We start from the raw sequence: 17,739 nt of genomic DNA on the forward strand, positions 1-17,739 counted from the left end.
ATGCTCCGGGGCTTAATAACAACGACGATCGGTTGAATCCATCAAAAATGTAGTCGTTCTCCAAATCGAGAGAATGAGAATCAGCTCATACACATTGGTTAAAGCCCCACTCTTCACGGGCAGGGAGATTAGCTGCCCTGCAAACAATAACGCAGTCCCAATAAACAGCCATACCCATTTATGTTTGAAAAGCACAATCAAGCTAACAAACAAGAGTACAATGCCCACGATGATAACCATCATCGGCGGACCTCCATGACCTTCTGCCATATAACGCAGTACTCCATACTCTTCTATAGCAGTGAGATTTTTAACCTCGGATAAAGTAAAGCCTGCAATCTGATAGATAACCAGACCCAGTGTAAGCAGCCAGGCGATCACTTTCGTTATACTACTATCTGCAAACTTCGCACCCGAGCTGCGCAAGATATGGTAGCCAACAAGAATAAGGGTTGGCGTAGCGAAGGCATGTAGCCAAAATCGAAGGCTACTAAGAACGGTTAACAATTCCCCTTCTCCTATCAGGTTACCTACAGCAATAATTCCATTATCATATGCCAAGCTAAACGCTACGAATAGCTGAAAACTGGAATATGTGAGCCATTGCTTTCTCTGGGTTAAAACGACGGCCATCCGAATAACAAGTATCAAATAAACAAGAGTCAGTGCGGAGTATAGCCATACATCCAAGCTGCTTCACCATCCTTATATCCAAACTCATATTCACTTGCTCATTTTTGTTTATAATTAACTAGTTATCATTTCCATTCATTTATTATATTTACCAGTAAGTATAATTACAAGACGAACTTGTATTAATAACTGTTTATAGAGCTAATTTATACAATAAAGAGTACTCCCGGCTATCTCGCAGCTGCAGGAGTACTCTTTTCTTGTTTGAAGAATGAACCAGCAACAGGATACCCTGATACCCCTCGCTTTGTTCTCAGACTTACATCACATCATCGCCTAATAACTCGTCTTCAACCAATTGTCCTTGGACCAAGTCAGTTTACCCGAACCCGCCCCATTGGATGCTGTGAGGCGTGCATTCAGCGTAGATGGATCATCCGTGGTATAGCTATAGGGAAGTGTCGAGAAGCCATTCCAGGAGAATGATTTTACCACGGCCGGGACTGGTGCTAGCGGACTGCCAGATGTATCACTGCTGCCTCGGAAGGAGCTTCCATCCAAAGAATACATCGTATCGGTCACTCTGATTTTGCCGGTATAGGTCGGATCTGCCGGATCGGTCTGATTGTTACGAACAGGATACAGCACGTCCTTGATGACCGATTTCTCCACCAATACAGCTCCGCTTTCCGTAGAGATAGCGCCATTGCCAATAATATCGAACTTATAACCTTTGGACGCAATCGCTGTTGCCATTGCCGTTGTAATTTTGGCTTTAGCGGCACGTGCCCCTGTTGCATCCATCACGATGTTATACGCATGTGCGTTGCCTCCACGCAGGCGTGGCATCCGGTCCTGAATGTCTTTGTAGAGATTATGGTGTAGCGTCATGGACAGATTGGCATTAGCCGACTCCAGGCTGGTGGAACCGACCAGATGTCCTTTCTTTTGCGGTCCAGAGATGGCAATAATATCGGCTTTGCTGAGACCTACAGCACTGCTGCGCAGGTAGTTATACATCGGATAGGAAGCCTTATTCGCTTCCAACTCGTTAATCTGCTGGGTAACCCAGCTGTTCGAGCTGCCGTCATCCCCTTTGAAGAGGGACCAGGAGATGGTCACGCCGCTGGTTCCTTTTTTCGAATCGATGAGTCCGTCATAGGCTTTATTGAATGTACAGTGATCAATCCACACGTTGCTGTTCTCTTCCAGGGTGATATAATCCCAATCGTTCTTGTCGTAATCGCCTTTGGTCGATTCATCCCATTCCCATAACTCATCGAATTCCAGGTTGCGGATGATCACGTTGGAGCTTCGCTTCACGCTAATCGCAGCGTGTTTGATTTTGGAACCGTTGGCGGAGAAAATGGTGAGTCCATTGAAACCGTCCACTGTAATTTTACTTACACCTGTCTGTTTCAATACAGGATGCGTCAACGCATCATTATGCTTGGCAAACGGCGAAGTCTGCGCTACACTCGGAATCTCATTCCATCCCAGATTCAGATCGTTCATGATCTCAACGACTTTGACACCGGAGTTCTTTTTCAGAGCCAGTGCCAGATCAATCGCATTATACACTTTCTTATACGTAGCTGTGTTGGATTCGCTGACGATGCCGCCGCCCGCGTTGCCTTGGGAGAAACCTGTAAGATTGTAGTCCGCATTGCCCGCTGCCTGCACACTTGCCGGTCCGGACAATAATGTTAGCCCCAAGGTTAGAGCCAAGGCTGCGCTGCACCAGCTTCGAATTGTAGTTTTCATAGAATTCATTCCTCCCGAAATATGATGATTACATTCGTCCATCGCTGCCAAGCCATGTTACGAAGGACATGCCCTCAATGTAAGTGTTGAGAGCGATTACAACAATAATCCCTGTCTCACATGTAGGAGGAACTGCCGATGTGGCAAGGATCTGTACTGTAAGCAACCTTGAATCGTACAGAGTTAACTTGAGGAGTAAGATTTCCGGGATACTTTGAGACAGTAAGATGATGTCGGATAAATTGAAAACAAAAAAGCAGGACTGCATCTGCTGCAGACCTGCTCGATTTTACTTTTTGATGGAACGTGTCCAGAAGCCGCCATGGAACTGTTTAGGCTCTACGGTAATGACAAATGCTTTGGGGTCCAGATCGAGAATCGTCTGATAGAGCAGTTTCTGGTTTTTGCGTTTCGCCAGAATCTCCATCACAAGCCGATCCCCGTCACGTCCGCTACCCACCCATGCAGTAACGCCGTACCCTTTATCTCGAAGTGCATTCGCGACGTTGCCCCCCATCTGGTTACAGATGACTTTAACGGTAACGTAACCGAGTGCAATCTTTTCTTCAATCCAGGCTCCGAGCAACACACCAAGTCCGTATCCCACCGCATACACGATTAAGGCAGAAGGTTGGGTCAGATATTTGAGCACCAGATTCAGGCCGAGCACATAGATCACAATCTCACCCATGCTGATCAGTGCGGCGATATATTTCTGTCCTTTGAGCGTCAGAATCATCCGGAGTGTATAAGCCGATACGTACACAATCTGGATCAAAAAGATAAATACCAATATTTTAAACAATCGTAATCCCTCTTTCCTGGCCTTCACAAGTGAATCGGCCCTTTGCTGCATCTACTCGACGATTTCGTTTTATCCATACTTCCTGTACGTTCGCTCTATCTCCATCATTGGACGTTATACCCTTATTCTAAACGGTTGAATGTCAATTCGTAGGCATTTTCTGCTCTTCGTCATGCCGGAACTGCCATTATAGAACCGTTTATACCGATTATCAACCCGGGCGAAGGTCCCAGGGGCGAAAACTGGTGACTGTGAATATGCTATATCATCATAAAATCGAGCATAATTGCACAGGATACCGGGTCAGAATCAGGATGGATGAGGCAAAACAAAAAGGAGGTACCGGCATGCAGCTATGGAAGGAGATGGAACGGGAAGGCATGGAGGAACTCATTTTTTGCCATGATCCAGTTAGTGGGTTGAGGGCAGTCATTGCGATTCATAGTACAGCCCTTGGTCCTGCACTGGGTGGATGCCGCTACTGGACGTATGCATCCGAGGAAGAGGCTGTTCGGGACGCCGTGAAGCTTGCCAAAGGCATGACGTACAAAAATGCAATCTCTGGACTGCCCTATGGCGGCGGGAAGGTGGTCATATGGGATGGTCCTTTTGCAAGGAATGCAAAACCGGATGAGGTTAGTTGTGAATCTCAAAGCGTTGAGCATGTCGCTGGAGATCTGAAGATAGAGCAACGAAAGGCCGCCGGCGGGGAACGGGAAGTTGTTGCTGAGGAAGTGTCGCATCCTATAGATGGGAGCCCGGATACAGGCGTATCCAGGCGGGCGCAGCGCTTTCGCGCACTGGGTCGTTGTCTGGAGCGGCTGAACGGGCGCTACGTGACTGGCCTTGATCTGGGTACCACGGCGACAGACATGGACCAGATCCGAATGGAGACCACACATGTGACGGACACCACCGGTTCGCTTGGGGCGCAGGATGACTTCACTGCCGAGATGACCGCCTATGGTGTACACATCGGCATTGTGACTTCGCTGCGCCAGCAAGGCATTGCATCTTTGCAGGGCATTCCCGTTGCCGTCCAGGGACTGGGCAAGGTCGGGCATGCCCTGTGCCGTTACCTGCATGCAGCCGGGGCACGGCTCATTGTGGCAGACGTTGTACCGGAGCGTGTACAACGTGCCCTTGTGCAGTTCAGCGGCGCCATTTCGGCCGATCCGGCCCATATCCATGCCGCTGACTGCAAGGTCTTCGCCCCCTGTGCCCTGGGGGGCGTACTGACCCCGGCAACGGTGGAGGAGCTGCGCTGCTCCATCGTTGCCGGGGCGGCCAACAACCAGCTGAGTGAACGACAGCTGGTTGTTGGCCGCATGCAGGCGCGCGGCATCCTGTACGCGCCTGATTACGTGCTCAACGCAGGCGGAATCATCTCTACCGCCTACGAGCTGGAAGGCGCCGGGCCTGACCTGATCCGCCAAAAGGTGGCGGGGATTGCAGGCACGCTGAGCAAGGTATACGCAGAAGCTGCGCAATCTGCGATCTCTACAGCCGATGCAGCCGATCGGCTAGCGGATTCCATCCTCCGATCAGGCCATACAAGATAGGGTGCCCCCACTCTGCCACAAGATGCAGATAGAGAACCATTCCAATCGTTGACTCCTACGCCGTAAACATGTCGAGACCATCCCGTATTAGCTCACTCGCTTATCACAATTCAAGCGGCTGATTGGGTGCTCATGCGTCCTCACACGCCTGAACCTCAACTATGCTCTATGGACGGGACGTTACTGCGAGTCCTTATTACTAGACTGATTACAACATCTGTATACAAGCAAGCCCCTGCCACTTAAGCATATTCACAACGCCAACACATCCTCCGCCGCGTTATTCATTCAAAGGTATAGTATTACTCGGAACTCATCATGAGCTCCCTCGATTTCGGTATTTCGACATTCCGAAAGTGAGCCTCCACCGCTTCAGTCCATTTTTAACGAACCTGATACACCCTATTTGGTCCTTTTAGCATGGATCTAATATCTAACGAATCTCAGACACGTTATTGTGCCTAATTCGCTCCTTTTTCAAGCTATATAGCTACTTTTCCGAAGGATAGCGTTCCTGAGGTTCGTTAGAATTTATATTTCATGTTTTTTCCCCGAATAGGTTGTCTGAGGTTCGTTAGCGCTGAGGCCGAAGATTTCTTTGGGGCAGTATCACCTATCAAAAAGAGCTAACCCCCGACATCCGTGTTCAGGTTAGCTCTTATACCCTCTCTTATTGTTTAGCCCTCTTACTCTCTTTCTCTACTACTCTATTCTTAGACGGCAACCGGCCTCTTATCCGCTGTCTTCTTCTCCCGAAACAGCAGCGTCCACAGCAACACATTCGCCACAATCAGAATTGCACCATAGATCCATACGCCACCCGACACTGAGCGGAAAAAGACATGGACTCCCCATAACATGGCAAGCACAGGGAGGGCGGCAAATACATACCAGCCATCACTTTGTTGCGCCATACTGAAGGATTGGGAGAACGGCGGCTTCCGCAGCAACAACTTGCCTGCCAGCGGAACAAGGGCAGTCGCCGTTAACAAGATGATCGCAATATCCGGCAGTATCCGTAATCCAAATGTCCAGGTGAACAGAATGGCATTTGCCAGAAATATAGGCAGGAACATGTTGCACAGGAATGCCTTCAGAGCGCCTTTATACAATGCACTATCATTCGCCATCGGTGCAGCGCGAAAGGTCCAGAACGCCTTGTATTGTCCCGAAAATTTCAGCATGACTACCACCGTTACAACCAGCATCAGCACGATGTAAAACGTATATACGAACGAACTTTGCCTGAACTCCGCCCAGGTGGAGGATTGCAATTGGGTAAACCAAAATATATAAGGCAAAACAAAGGATAAGCCAAGCGATGGGTACACCTTCAGCTTGAATTCCCGTTCATTACGCATCATGCTGGCGGACAGACGGAAGCAAGCCTGCTCCTCTCTGGAACGACTGACCACCTTGGAGATTAACCGATCCCAGGTTCCGCGTCTGCGTCCAGAAGACTCACCCGAGTGTGCCATTTTCTCCAAATACAACTCAAAGGAAGGCATTAGCTTCACATATACGATCAGACTCACCAAAGGAACCAAGACTGCGAGTGCTGTAAAGGTATACATCCATACATTCCCGCCCCCTGCAAATAACCATTCATAGGCAGCCGCATACCATAACGGTGGCAACAACAATTGCCACCAAGCGGGGGTAAATACCATACCAAAATCAAACATGTCGAACGAGCGGATGACCAACTGATAACCAATTGCAATTCCCACGGACAGCAGAATCTGCACCATATTGATCATATCCTTCAGCTTCTCGCCATCCAGAAACTTCATCATGAGAAGATAAACCAAGGACGTGGTCACTAGAATCAGCATGTTGATCAGAATTAATTCCACAAGGAAGATCAGAAAGAATCCGATGCCATGCGTAATTAATGCGGCAATTAGCGGTACACCTGTTAACGAACCCGTCAGCAGGAACAGATAGACACCTGCATGAATGGCTCGGGCCATACCTACCGTTCGCCCATTAACAGGCTTCGTCATGATAATATTACGGTCCCGGATGTCCAGCAGTACGGAGGAGAAATCCGAAATCATGGACGTCATGATCATAAACATTAAGATGCCGAACACCAGACCCATCTGAAGCATGAAATGCCCTGTATCCCACACAATAAAGGGAACCATCATCAGTCCCATTAATCCATACAACCACAGGGATCGATGAAACTGATTACCTTCCTTGCGCTCTTTTTTCCCTGAATTGTTGGACAAAATAGTAGGAACTCTGCGTTGATCCATCTGGAATTTCACCCGCAAAATCAGGCGCAGTGCATCATAATCTGCTCCTGTTCTGGCGATGATTGGACGAAAGCGATCCAGAATCTTCAGCGTGCGGAAGTCGGAGTTTTCCTCCATATCAGTACACCTCCTGCACAATCGATACGAATCGCTCAGCAATGGCTTTGTGCTCATTGAAACCCGTCAATTGATTAAATACTTCCTCGAGCGTGCCTTCCATGGATTGTTGTTGGAGCTGCTTAAACGTACCGTCTGCCACGACGCGTCCTTCAGCGATCAGTACAATCCGACTGCTGATCTTCTCCACCACATCCATGATGTGGGACGAATAAAAGATGGTTGTACCTTTGGCTGACAACTGCGATAAAATCTCTTTCACCACCATCACACTATTGGCATCCAGTCCGCTGAGAGGTTCATCCAGGAACAACAGATCCGGGTCATGCAGCAGTGCAGAGATTAACAACACCTTCTGCCGCATACCTTTGGAAAAGGAGGCAATACGGGAATGATATGATTTTTCGAGTCCAAAACAATCCATCAATAGCTTGGCTTTATAATCCGCATCTTCATAGGACATGCCGTATAACTCTCCCGTAAACGTCAGGTACTCCGCAGGAGTTAATTGTTCGTATAATTCCGCGACCTCCGGAACATAGCCTATTTTGCGTTTATACTCCACATCCCCATCCGCAATATCTTTACCAAAGATTCGCACCGTGCCCACATACCCTTCAACCAGCCCGAGTAAAATCTTAACCGTCGTACTCTTGCCAGCCCCGTTGGGACCAATATATCCAATCATCTCACCGCGATTCACTTCCAGATCGATGCCATTCAACACATAACGCCCGTTGTATCTCATACGCAAGCCTTCAATGGATAGCACATGTTGTTCACTCATTTCGTTATCCACTCCTGTCTCTACTTTTTTCTACAATTCTACTAGTTTACCACAGTTTGGTATGATGTTGATCGGAATTAAATCATGATATGACCCAACATCTGCATATTCCATGGAGTAAGAGCATCACATAACAAGCGTGAACACATCACAAAGCCCCTGTCTCACCTTAAGGGAAGAGACAAGGGCTTTATCTGTAGCTTTATCTATAATGTAGCTTTATCTATAATGTAGCTTTATCTATAATTGGAATCTTATTTCTAATATCTAACCGTCTTACTGCACTTTAACAATCTGAAAATGCTGATTCGTACCGCCATTATCCGTCCACTGGATGGCCGCAGCACCATCTGCCAACGATTGACCGGAGATGTCCAAAACCTTGCCTGTACTGCGGTTCTTCAGTTTATAATAACCACCACCTACATGGACGAGCTGCCATTGCTGGCTAGCCCAACCCCCGTCATTCCACTGTTCAATAACAGCCCCATCGGCCGTGGAACCATTCTCCACACCGATCAGCTTGCCGCTGGAACGGTTGATGATATTGACATAACCGCCACCTGCATCGGTAATCTGCCACTGTTGACTCGTTGTTCCCCCATCTGCTCGCTGCTCCACATCCGCACCGTTGGCAGAAGAACCCCCGATGACATTTAGCAACTTGTTACTCTTACGGCTAATCAGCTGATATGAAGCATTCGGGTCCCAGACATCCGGTGTATTCACTCCGGTCACGGTACCTGTTGCTGTATCAATCGTGATACTGCTGGCCCAGTTCATCGCCAGACTGGTTGCACTTGGGAACGAGAGTGGCAGCCAGACATACTTGGAATCCTGCACAGGCCCGCTCCACGCTCCAGCCCAGCGATCGCCCATGTAGAGATAGGATGTGGTCTGAGAACCTTCTACCGGAACGACATAGGTGGATTGGGAACCATACGTTGTGCTGTCTCCGAAGTTGCTAAGGCCGCTCCATGTACCTGTAATACTGGAAGCTGTTGCATATTTGGCCTGATTCGGATTCCAGCCAGTTGCACCCGAGGTGATCAGGAAGTATACGCCATCTTTTTTGAATAAAGCAGGTGCTTCACGATATTGTCCGGGCCACAGTGTTGTGACAAGGGATTCCACACCCAGGAAATCCGGGGTCAGCTTATATATATTCAGATCTGCATTCACTCGGGTCGCGGAGATTAGGTAAGCCGTTCCGTTATCGTTGTAAACCGTCATATCTCTGGAATCATACCCAAGTGGACGATAGCTGCCCACATACGTGTAGTTCCCATCAACCGTACTAGAAGTAGCTACAGCCACTCTGGCTTCGTCATAATCCAGACCATTCTCCTTGTGCATCCAAAGCACGTATTTGCCCGTGGCACTGTTGTAGATGACCTTCGGGCGTTCAATGTTGGAGATATTTAATTCGGCTGCCGAGCTGCTGGTGAGCACATCATTGCGATACTCCCAGTTCTTCAGATCGGATGAACGATACACGGACACGGCCTTGAACGTTCCATTCGCATTGCGGTTCTCCCCAAACCAATAATAGTACCCATTCGCCTTGATCATCCCGCCCCCATGAGCATGAACAATGTTGCCATTGGTGTCCTTGAACTGTACCCCGTTCGTTACATTGAGCGGAGCAGCTGAAGCATTTGGTGCGGGTGCGAGCAGCATGCCTAATGATTGCAGCGCTAGCACCAAAATAAGCAGATAACTCAAGCGCTGAGTAAAGCGAAAGCGGCGTGAGTGTGTATTCTTTTTCAACCATCCATCGTTCATAGCCATATCGTAATGCACCTCCATGTTTTTTTTATGAAGCGCTTACATAAAATAAAGTCGATATGTCACATCTGCCTCCGATCGATGATGCATTTAACATTAGAATTCCTGGCAAGATTAATTGGCTCAGCTTCACCTCCTTGTTTCCGATTGTAGCTGCCATGTCCCTGCTCGAATAGTGAACAATCCGGCGGAACATGTACAATTCCATACTCCCCGCTCTCCAAAGAAAGCAAAAAGACGCTTCCTCCGAAGCGTCCTCTGCTATACCTGATCTGCCCCTTCATGATGTAACAATCTCTAGCTGTGTAGGCTGTTCATAGGCAGGTTTTAAATATATGTTTTATCAGCGTATACTCGTCCTTATAGCTTAGTCTCGGTCGTCAAAATCCTGGTCGAACGATAACACTTTACCCGTGTTGGCATCGATATCTACATCTGCTTCACCTTGAGCGGTTCTCAGTTCGATCTCATACACATAGCGTCCATCATCATGATCCAGCTCGACTTTGGTTACTTTACCACCCGTAACTTGTTTCAACGCAATGTTTGAAGCTTGGTATGCCGTCAATTTGACCTGCTTGGAGGCAGAGCTGTTGGATGTATTGCCTGTAACAGAGCCTTGATAGTCATCGTCATCATCGTAGTCTTCATCATCCACGACCGCCAGGATCTTGCCGGTATAAGCATCCAGACGAACGACAACATCATTTTTGCCTTTTCTGTCGATCTCAACTTCATAGAACGTTTGGCCGTTTCTGCGCTCCAGATCCACGTCATCCACTTTCCCATCGGCTGCTTTTAGCGCCAACGCTTTTGCTTGGGATGCATTCAGCATTTTGCCTGTGCTGTTCTGATTCTGTGTTACGGATTGTGTCGTTGATGTTGGTGTAGTTTGCACCGGTTGTCCGTTCACATTCCCGCTAGCCGCTACTGCCGATCCTCCGAGCAGCACCGCTGCTGACAAGCTACCAATCCAAAGTTTATGTTTGTTCATCATCATCATTCATCTCCTCGTATGTTGTTTCGTTCTCGTCTACATTCATAGAATAACCTGCCGGAATGAGAGATCAGCGAGAGTTAGATTAGAATTTGATGAGAAAATGAGGAGATTGCTCATTTAGATGTTGTTCATGATGCATGTATTCAAAAACATGTATTTAAAAGCAAATGAAAAAGATGACTCCACATTAGGAATCATCTGTCCATCGAATTAACGCTATATTCAATCGGTCTTTTGCAAAGGTTAATCCTCGTCATCATCCCATGTCACCGAACGGATGGCTCCCGAGATCGCGTTCACTTGCACAATGGCCTCCCGGCCATCCTCCAGATCAATTTCCACCAGATAATACGGATTCCCGCTGTTGGTTCCACGCAATTCGATGTCATCCACTTCCCCCGGGACCTCCGCAAGTGCCTTCTGCTTGGCTTGTTTCTCGCTCAGAAACTGGGGCTTGGGATCATCCTTGGTTGGTTCAGTTGTTGGGGCTGCTATTGTTTTGGAAGATATCGTCTCTCCCGTATATGGATCAATCGTGAGTTCTTCACGGCTGTTATCCTTCGCCTTCACTATCGCAGTGTATACCGGACTGCCTTGTTGCTCTACAAGTTCAAGCGAGACCAATTGGTTATCTGCTTGTCGTTTTAACAACGCCGTCTTGATCTGCTCGCGGCTCCATAACGTCTTCTCTTCCGCTTGCGGGTTCGACTCCAGCCGTTTGATGGAATTCACGGTAGCCGTAACGGCATCCACCTGAACGTCATATAATCCGGTCTCCGAACGGAGCTGCATAATATACGTCCCGTCCTTCAACGTGGAATTCACAATCTCGCCCGGATATTGATCCAGTACGGATTGGGCTGCCGCATCTGCCGTAAGTACCGCTCCAGTCGATTGCCAAGGCTTCCACCAAGCAACTGCTGCCACAATCAGCACAATGAGAAGCCCTGAACCCCACCAGAGTGATTTGCGCGATTTCGCCCATCCACTGTTCCCCTGTTCATGCCGCTTCATTTCCGGTGGCCGCTGCTCATGCTCTGTCATCACGTATCCCCCCTTATAGCTCTCCCCATAGCCCAAGTTCAAATGCTATATATTCGGTCTGAGTTTAGTTTCCAATGGCTACTACATAAAATGAACTATTCTTTTACACAGCGCGGAGAGGACAGAAAAAACCTGAAAAAGCGAAGCGTTCGCCTTTATCCCCGGATTTTCCCCTTTGAGCAAAAGAGAATCCAAAAAATCTGGGGATAACAGCGATTGGAAGGTTGTTCTGTCATCGTAGTGTCAGTGTGAACAATCTTTAGTTCAGTTTATATAGTATATAAGAGAAGAATGAGAATTTCATGAGAGCGGCCCGTTCTGAACCGATAAAGGCAAAATAATTGAAGCCTCGGTACCTTCACCCTCGGTACTGCTCAATTCAATTCGGGCTCCCACTGCACCTGCCAGTTCTTTGGCTAGCGATAATCCCAGACCCGAACCGCTTGCACCCAGGCTGCGTGTTCTGGCCGGATCAACCCGGTAGAATCGGTCAAATACCTTCTCCAGCTCGTCCTCCCGCATACCAATCCCGGTATCCACGATTCGAATTTGGCACTCCTGCCCCTTGGCTTCAAGCCTGACTTCAATGGAATCTTCACTATACTTCCGGGCATTATCCAGCAAAATAAACAACAGTTGCTTCAGCTTGCTCTCATCGCTGATTGCCCAGATTGGACCTGGATCGACACAACGGACTTCCCGGTGGTAGGCTTCGCGAAAAGCTCGTGTAGAATCCATCGCAAGTCTCGTGATATCCACTCGCTCCAACTGTACATTCCACTGCTCCGGCTGCTTCGCAAGCAGTAACAGTTGCTCGGTCATCTCCCGCATGCGAACCGATTCGGACAGGATCGCTTCTACAGCTTCATCGAACACCTCAGGTCGCTCTTTTCCTCGCCGCTGAAGCAGACTGGCATAGCTCTCAATAATGGTCAGCGGCGTTTTGAGTTCATGAGATGCATCCGATACGAATCGCTCCTGCCGCTCAAAGTTGGATTCGAGCAGGTCCATCATCCGGTTGAACGTCTGTCCCATCGTTTTCAATTCATCCTTCGATCCTTCCTCCAGAGGAAGACGTTTGAATTGTCCGCTGGACTGAATGTCACTCATCGTACGTGTCATCTGCTGAATCGGTCTGGTCATCCGGTTCGCGAGAATTCGGCTGGAGATAATGGCCGGAATCAGGGCAATAATCGTCACTGCCACCAGCACGGTACGCAGTACAGACAGACGATTCTCCGTCTCTGCAATGCTCTCGGTGACCTGTACATTCACCACCTCACCATCAGGCCAGATGACCGGAACGGAAACCCACACATAACCAACCTGTTCCACTTGCGTATACTCCGATTTCTTCTCACTTTCATACTTATAGGGCAGCTTGCTCAGCTGCTCGGAAGCTGATGTTGTCGTCACCGGAGAACTGGTGCCGTCTTCATTAACGATCCGAAGCATGCCGTTCACAGGCGCGTAGGCCCGCAGCAAGTCGTCCGGCGGAATGGAGCCGGCAGACTGACGCACTCCTTTGACAATAGACTCTGCTTCCGCTTCCACCCGATTAACCTCGTTATCAATCGACATTCGTTCAAACACGATATAGACCGACAGGTTCACCGCGATTAACAGCACAGCAAATAATACAGACGAATATCCGTAGATTTTACTGCGCAGACTCATGACTGTTCCTTCAGGACGTAACCTACGCCCCGTACCGTATGTATTAAGGGCGGTGTGAATCCGTTATCCACCTTTTTGCGCACATAACGGATGTACACATCCACCACATTGGTGTCTCCATAATAATCGTATCCCCACACGGCCTGCACAATCTGATCACGACTGAGCACCTGACGTTGATTCTGCAGCAGATACACCAGCAGGTCGAACTCACGTGGCGTAAGCTCAATGGCCACACCATCTCGGGATACCTCTCGCGTTCCTTCATTCAGTTTCAACCCGGCAGCCGTCAACCAGCCTGCATCAGCTTCAAGCTTATGTCCAGGCGAGTCATTGCCTGTATCAGCAGGTGTAGACGAAGAAGCGGAAGAAACAACCGATGCCACTGCCCCAAGACGCAATGCGGCCCGAACTCTGGCAAGCAGCTCTTCAATCTGGAACGGCTTGGTGATGTAGTCATTGGCTCCGAGATCCAGGCCAGATACCTTATCTTCCACGGAATCTTTGGCGGTGAGCATAATAATCGGAACTGTAGCATCTTTGGCCCGAATTCTGCGCAACACTTCAATTCCACTCAGGCCAGGCAGCATCACATCAAGCAGAATCAGATCCCACTGACCTTCCCCATACTTCTCCAGTCCTTCTGTTCCACTCCCCGCCTTGCCTACCTGATATCCCTCATACTGTAATTCCAGTTCAAGCAGACGTGCTATTTTGGGCTCATCTTCTATGACCAGCACGGCTTCGTTCATGCAGCGCTCCCCCTCATTCCCATCATTTCATTCTCCCGTTATCTTACAATACCTTTTACAGTTTGCCCAAGGCATCATCAATCTGATGCTCCCCAGCAATTAGATCAAAGGCCATCCTGTATGTCTTCTCTTCCTGCAAAGAAGCCACGATGACGCGAGCTACATCTTCACGCGGAATACTCCCGGGTTCCAGATCAGTCCCTACCGCAATCTTGCCTGTGCCTGGTTCATTCTTCAGACCACCCGGGCGGATAATGGTGTAATTCAGATCACTTGCAAACAAAGCACGATCCGCATAGTGTTTCGCCACGTAATAAGGCTTGATGGACTCTGACCATTTCTCCCGTTGATCCGCACCATATGCACTGACCAGAATATATCTGGAGATGCCTTGCTGCTCTGCCGCTTCCATCGTTTTCACTGCTCCATCGAGATCTATCAACAGAGTTTTGTCCTGACCCGTAGATCCGCCAGAGCCTGCTGTAAACACTATGGCATTATGGTCCTTCATGGCTTCAGTCAAGTCCTCCACACTGCCCTCCAGATCCCCGATCACCACATCGGCACCGAGTTCCTTCAATGCATTCGCCTGCTCCGGTTTGCGGATCATGGCCGTTACCTTATGTTTGCCTTCCTGTGCCAGCTGCTCTACCACAAACTTACCGATTTGCCCATTTGCTCCTATAACTAAAACGTTCATACATCATTTCTCCTCTCGGTTGAACGGACCACTTGTTGCAACTATCCGTTCGTTATAAATATATAGATACTCATCTATAATTTAAACGAAAGCCGGCGCTTCTAAGCGCCGGCTTCCAGGTTCATATTCGTTAAGTACATCTCTGAAATGTGAATTTTTCCGTTGTCCCATTAATATGCCATATCCCATATGTGGTTTATACACGATCTCACATCGACCATCCACTGACAACCAAAAAGGACGCCCAAAAGGGCGCCCTTGAATAGCATTTAAGATTAGTAAGCCAGTGCGAACAAACCGTGAATATGAGCCAGGTAACGGATGTTACTTGCTTCTTTCATCATGGTTGCAGGCAGACCTTTCAGACGAGTCTGGTTGCCACCGATCATGCCGACAGCATCTTTACGACCCAGACTTCCCAGCGTACCGGAGAATACTGGTGTGAAGGATTCCATTGCGCCACCTTTGAACATTACGCCCAGGTTGTGACCGATGGTTTCACCCATTTGCCAAGCCAATTGTGCTGTTGGAGGATAAGGGCGAGCGCCTTCGCTTGGGAAGACCACTGCGCTGTCACCAGCAACAAACACGTCTTTGTGAGAAGTGGATTGCAGAACTTCCGTAACTTTCGCACGGCCACGATCCACTTCAATTCCGCTGTTAGCAACAACAGCGTTGCCTTGTACGCCACCTGTCCATACGAGTGTATTCGTAGGGATGGAGCTGCCGTCTTTCAGCAGAACTTCATTTTCTTTCATCTCGGTAATCGCTACGCCAACGATGAAGTTAACACCACGTTTCTCAAGACTTGATTTCGCACGCTCAACCAGCTCTGGCGGGAAACCTGCCAGGATGGAAGGACCTGCTTCAACCGTGTACAGGGATACTTCTTTGAAATCGATCCCTTTTTCTTGACATACTGCAGGGAGCAGGTCAGCGAATTCGCCAACAAGCTCAATACCTGTCAAGCCGCCGCCACCAATAACAAACGTAGCGTCTGCTTTGTTGCCGGACTGTTTGTAAGCATCAAGACGAGCTTCAACGTGTGCACGAATACGGTTTGCATCGCTAACCGATTTGAGCGTGAAGCTGTACTCTTGCAATCCCGGAATTCCGAAGAATGCCGTTTCGCTGCCCAGAGCAACGACAAGTGCATCGTAAGAGTATGTGGAGCCGCTAGTCATCAGAACTTTCTTTTCGTCCGGCTTAATTGTATCCACCGTATCGATTTTCAAGTTCACGTTTTTGCCACGCAGCAATTTTTCAAGTGGAAGAGCAACAGCTTGTTCAGCAATGCTTCCTGCTGCAAGACGGTGCAGTTCCGTGATAATTTGGTGTGTAGGGTAACGGTTAACGACAGTAATTGTCGCTTCTTCCGGAGACAAGTATTGACGTGCAGTCAATGCAGTCAACAGACCGCCGTATCCTCCACCCAAGATCAAAATTTGCTTCGACATATCCATCCTCCGTTCTTCTAAGTCTTAACGTTTCGGTTGTTGACGCTCGTTCAGGATGCTCAGGAAAGATTGAGCAAAACGAAGCGATTGTTGTACGTTTGGATCTTTGAGCATTTTCAGCATAGCGAACAAGCCAACTGAAGTTTGCTCTGTTTGCGCACGGTCATTGGCTTCGATGGCAGCAGAAGCTACACCTTTAGCTTTGTCTACAACAGGCTTAGCGAACTCGCCCATTGCGCTCATTGTGTCGCTGATCAGAACTTTGTCTGTTGCTACACTTTGTGCAAAGTCATAAGCTTTCGTCATAGCAGTAACCATTTCAGCCAATTTAGGCAGGTTCTCCACCAGAACGGTTAAAGACTCCTGTACCTCAGGCTTCATCAGTTGATCCAGAACGTCCAAGGACTGGCGCTCGGAAACGTTGGCACCTTCTGTAACTGGCACCTCTTGTTGAGTAGGCGATTGTGACATAAGAGAAAGTCCTCCTTTACTTTGGGATAGAAGTCCGCGACTTTCATGATGCCTGTCAAGCAGAGCCGAACCACAAAATACATCGAATACATCTAAATGTACCAAATTTCACACAATAGGATGAGCGTAGCTCATGGCTACTTCCACATCATGCATTGTATCTTGGATCTATTGCGGACAACATGTGTTGACGCACAAAACGACAAGCAGGCCGAAACCGAACTCTATACCCTTATATTACACCTCTTACACATGAACATGAAAAAGAAATTTTTTACACTTGTGAAGATATTGTGAACATTGTAACAAAATCGATTTTTTTGTCAACCCGTTCAGGCAAGCCAAGGCCGCCAATCCTCCTGTCCAAGATCCGCTTTCCTACCACATGTGGTATTAAGACAAGATCACATATGACCAGATGTGCGATATGTACACAAGGAAGGATTGGTTTGCTGAATATTTACAGGAATTGTTTTCCAAATCCAATCATTTCGCGCAACGAAATTGGTCACTGTCGTTATTATGCAGCGATGAGCTCAGCCTTATTCCATCGTGGAGATATCTTTTCTAGCTCAAGTATGAACCTCTTCGACTGCGAATGCAAAACTTGGGTCAAACTTTTGGCGTTTAGAATGCTGGCATCCCGGTTAATAAGGACTACACCAGACAACGAAGGAGATGTTCGATATGAGTAATTCAACTGGCGATAAAATCAAAGCAGGCGTAAACAAGGCCAAAGGCGAAGTGAAGGATCAGATCGGTAATGCAACCAATAACAGATCCCTTCAGGCTGAGGGTAAGAAAGACAAAGCCAAAGGTGCTGTACAGGATAAAATTGCCGACATTAAAAAAGATCACTAGATCCTTTTGATGTGAGGTCAAGAAGCACGAAGACTTCGTGCAATAGATCGAAGTAAA

The 17,739-nt window shown here is 48.2% G+C and carries 15 protein-coding genes; 2 read left to right on the forward strand and 13 right to left on the reverse strand.

The window, feature by feature from the left end:
* Positions 1 to 12: 12 nt before the first annotated feature.
* The 3 genes from MKZ12_RS28590 to MKZ12_RS28600 form a co-directional block, all read right to left on the reverse strand.
* Positions 13 to 690 carry a hypothetical protein gene (locus MKZ12_RS28590; RefSeq protein ID WP_339257884.1) on the reverse strand — a complete coding sequence of 226 codons (678 nt, stop codon included), beginning with the start codon at positions 688 to 690 and terminating at the stop codon, positions 13 to 15.
* A 279-nt stretch (positions 691 to 969) separates the two neighbouring features.
* Complete coding sequence (locus MKZ12_RS28595; RefSeq protein ID WP_339257885.1) at positions 970 to 2,397, reverse strand: hypothetical protein; 1,428 nt, start codon at positions 2,395 to 2,397, stop codon at positions 970 to 972.
* Positions 2,398 to 2,686: 289 nt separating this feature from the next.
* Positions 2,687 to 3,202 carry a DUF2179 domain-containing protein gene (locus MKZ12_RS28600; protein WP_062836740.1) on the reverse strand — a complete coding sequence of 172 codons (516 nt, stop codon included), beginning with the start codon at positions 3,200 to 3,202 and terminating at the stop codon, positions 2,687 to 2,689.
* Positions 3,203 to 3,549: 347 nt separating this feature from the next.
* Between MKZ12_RS28600 and MKZ12_RS28605 the strand changes: the two genes are divergently transcribed.
* The gene (locus MKZ12_RS28605; protein ID WP_339257886.1) at positions 3,550 to 4,764 is read left to right on the forward strand and encodes a Glu/Leu/Phe/Val dehydrogenase dimerization domain-containing protein; all 1,215 of its coding nucleotides are present in this window, start codon (positions 3,550 to 3,552) and stop codon (positions 4,762 to 4,764) included.
* Between the two features lie 713 nt (positions 4,765 to 5,477).
* Here MKZ12_RS28605 and MKZ12_RS28610 read toward each other — a convergent pair.
* From MKZ12_RS28610 to MKZ12_RS28655, 10 genes are all read right to left on the reverse strand, one after another.
* Positions 5,478 to 7,145 carry a hypothetical protein gene (locus tag MKZ12_RS28610; RefSeq protein WP_339257887.1) on the reverse strand — a complete coding sequence of 556 codons (1,668 nt, stop codon included), beginning with the start codon at positions 7,143 to 7,145 and terminating at the stop codon, positions 5,478 to 5,480.
* Between the two features lies 1 nt (position 7,146).
* A complete protein-coding gene (locus MKZ12_RS28615; RefSeq protein ID WP_339238638.1) occupies positions 7,147 to 7,932 on the reverse strand; it encodes an ABC transporter ATP-binding protein in 786 nt (261 codons plus the stop codon).
* 276 nt (positions 7,933 to 8,208) lie between these two features.
* Positions 8,209 to 9,723: an RICIN domain-containing protein gene (locus MKZ12_RS28620; protein WP_339257888.1), complete on the reverse strand. Its 1,515-nt coding sequence runs from the start codon at positions 9,721 to 9,723 to the stop codon at positions 8,209 to 8,211.
* Positions 9,724 to 10,087: 364 nt separating this feature from the next.
* Positions 10,088 to 10,723, reverse strand: a complete 636-nt coding sequence (locus MKZ12_RS28625; RefSeq protein ID WP_339257889.1) for a PepSY domain-containing protein — start codon at positions 10,721 to 10,723, stop codon at positions 10,088 to 10,090.
* A gap of 240 nt (positions 10,724 to 10,963) precedes the next feature.
* Positions 10,964 to 11,764, reverse strand: a complete 801-nt coding sequence (locus MKZ12_RS28630; RefSeq protein WP_339257890.1) for a PepSY domain-containing protein — start codon at positions 11,762 to 11,764, stop codon at positions 10,964 to 10,966.
* A gap of 300 nt (positions 11,765 to 12,064) precedes the next feature.
* On the reverse strand, positions 12,065 to 13,441 hold the full coding sequence (locus tag MKZ12_RS28635; protein WP_339257891.1) for an ATP-binding protein: 1,377 nt from the start codon (positions 13,439 to 13,441) through the stop codon (positions 12,065 to 12,067).
* Positions 13,438 to 14,193 (reverse strand): response regulator transcription factor, encoded by a 756-nt coding sequence (locus tag MKZ12_RS28640; protein WP_339238643.1) that lies wholly within the window; start codon positions 14,191 to 14,193, stop codon positions 13,438 to 13,440. The genes MKZ12_RS28635 and MKZ12_RS28640 overlap by 4 nt, the downstream gene beginning before the upstream one ends.
* Positions 14,194 to 14,248: 55 nt before the next feature.
* A complete protein-coding gene (locus MKZ12_RS28645; RefSeq protein ID WP_339238644.1) occupies positions 14,249 to 14,893 on the reverse strand; it encodes an SDR family oxidoreductase in 645 nt (214 codons plus the stop codon).
* 275 nt (positions 14,894 to 15,168) lie between these two features.
* Positions 15,169 to 16,350, reverse strand: a complete 1,182-nt coding sequence (locus MKZ12_RS28650) for an NAD(P)/FAD-dependent oxidoreductase (RefSeq protein ID WP_036606574.1) — start codon at positions 16,348 to 16,350, stop codon at positions 15,169 to 15,171.
* 24 nt (positions 16,351 to 16,374) lie between these two features.
* Positions 16,375 to 16,821, reverse strand: coding sequence for a DUF1641 domain-containing protein (locus MKZ12_RS28655; RefSeq protein ID WP_017691658.1), 447 nt, complete (start codon positions 16,819 to 16,821; stop codon positions 16,375 to 16,377).
* A 687-nt stretch (positions 16,822 to 17,508) separates the two neighbouring features.
* On the opposite strand from MKZ12_RS28655, the gene MKZ12_RS28660 reads away from it, so the two are divergent.
* Positions 17,509 to 17,682 carry a CsbD family protein gene (locus MKZ12_RS28660; RefSeq protein WP_091012520.1) on the forward strand — a complete coding sequence of 58 codons (174 nt, stop codon included), beginning with the start codon at positions 17,509 to 17,511 and terminating at the stop codon, positions 17,680 to 17,682.
* The last annotated feature ends 57 nt before the right edge of the window (positions 17,683 to 17,739 follow it).

The organism is Paenibacillus sp. FSL R5-0713, from assembly GCF_037973325.1.
In the GTDB taxonomy this organism is placed as follows: Bacteria; Bacillota; Bacilli; order Paenibacillales; family Paenibacillaceae; genus Paenibacillus.

What these genes read in the sequence shown, in the direction of transcription:
- MKZ12_RS28595 (WP_339257885.1), bottom strand. Translation starts at nt 2,397, where the DNA reads ATGAAAACTACAATTCGAAGCTGGTGCAGCGCAGCCTTGGCTCTAACC.
- MKZ12_RS28605 (WP_339257886.1), top strand. Translation starts at nt 3,550, where the DNA reads ATGCAGCTATGGAAGGAGATGGAACGGGAAGGCATGGAGGAACTCATT.
- MKZ12_RS28610 (WP_339257887.1), bottom strand. Translation starts at nt 7,145, where the DNA reads ATGGAGGAAAACTCCGACTTCCGCACGCTGAAGATTCTGGATCGCTTT.
- MKZ12_RS28615 (WP_339238638.1), bottom strand. Translation starts at nt 7,932, where the DNA reads ATGAGTGAACAACATGTGCTATCCATTGAAGGCTTGCGTATGAGATAC.
- MKZ12_RS28620 (WP_339257888.1), bottom strand. Translation starts at nt 9,723, where the DNA reads ATGGCTATGAACGATGGATGGTTGAAAAAGAATACACACTCACGCCGC.
- MKZ12_RS28625 (WP_339257889.1), bottom strand. Translation starts at nt 10,723, where the DNA reads ATGATGATGATGAACAAACATAAACTTTGGATTGGTAGCTTGTCAGCA.
- MKZ12_RS28630 (WP_339257890.1), bottom strand. Translation starts at nt 11,764, where the DNA reads ATGACAGAGCATGAGCAGCGGCCACCGGAAATGAAGCGGCATGAACAG.
- MKZ12_RS28635 (WP_339257891.1), bottom strand. Translation starts at nt 13,441, where the DNA reads ATGAGTCTGCGCAGTAAAATCTACGGATATTCGTCTGTATTATTTGCT.
- MKZ12_RS28640 (WP_339238643.1), bottom strand. Translation starts at nt 14,193, where the DNA reads ATGAACGAAGCCGTGCTGGTCATAGAAGATGAGCCCAAAATAGCACGT.
- MKZ12_RS28645 (WP_339238644.1), bottom strand. Translation starts at nt 14,893, where the DNA reads ATGAACGTTTTAGTTATAGGAGCAAATGGGCAAATCGGTAAGTTTGTG.
- MKZ12_RS28650 (WP_036606574.1), bottom strand. Translation starts at nt 16,350, where the DNA reads ATGTCGAAGCAAATTTTGATCTTGGGTGGAGGATACGGCGGTCTGTTG.
- MKZ12_RS28655 (WP_017691658.1), bottom strand. Translation starts at nt 16,821, where the DNA reads ATGTCACAATCGCCTACTCAACAAGAGGTGCCAGTTACAGAAGGTGCC.
- MKZ12_RS28660 (WP_091012520.1), top strand. Translation starts at nt 17,509, where the DNA reads ATGAGTAATTCAACTGGCGATAAAATCAAAGCAGGCGTAAACAAGGCC.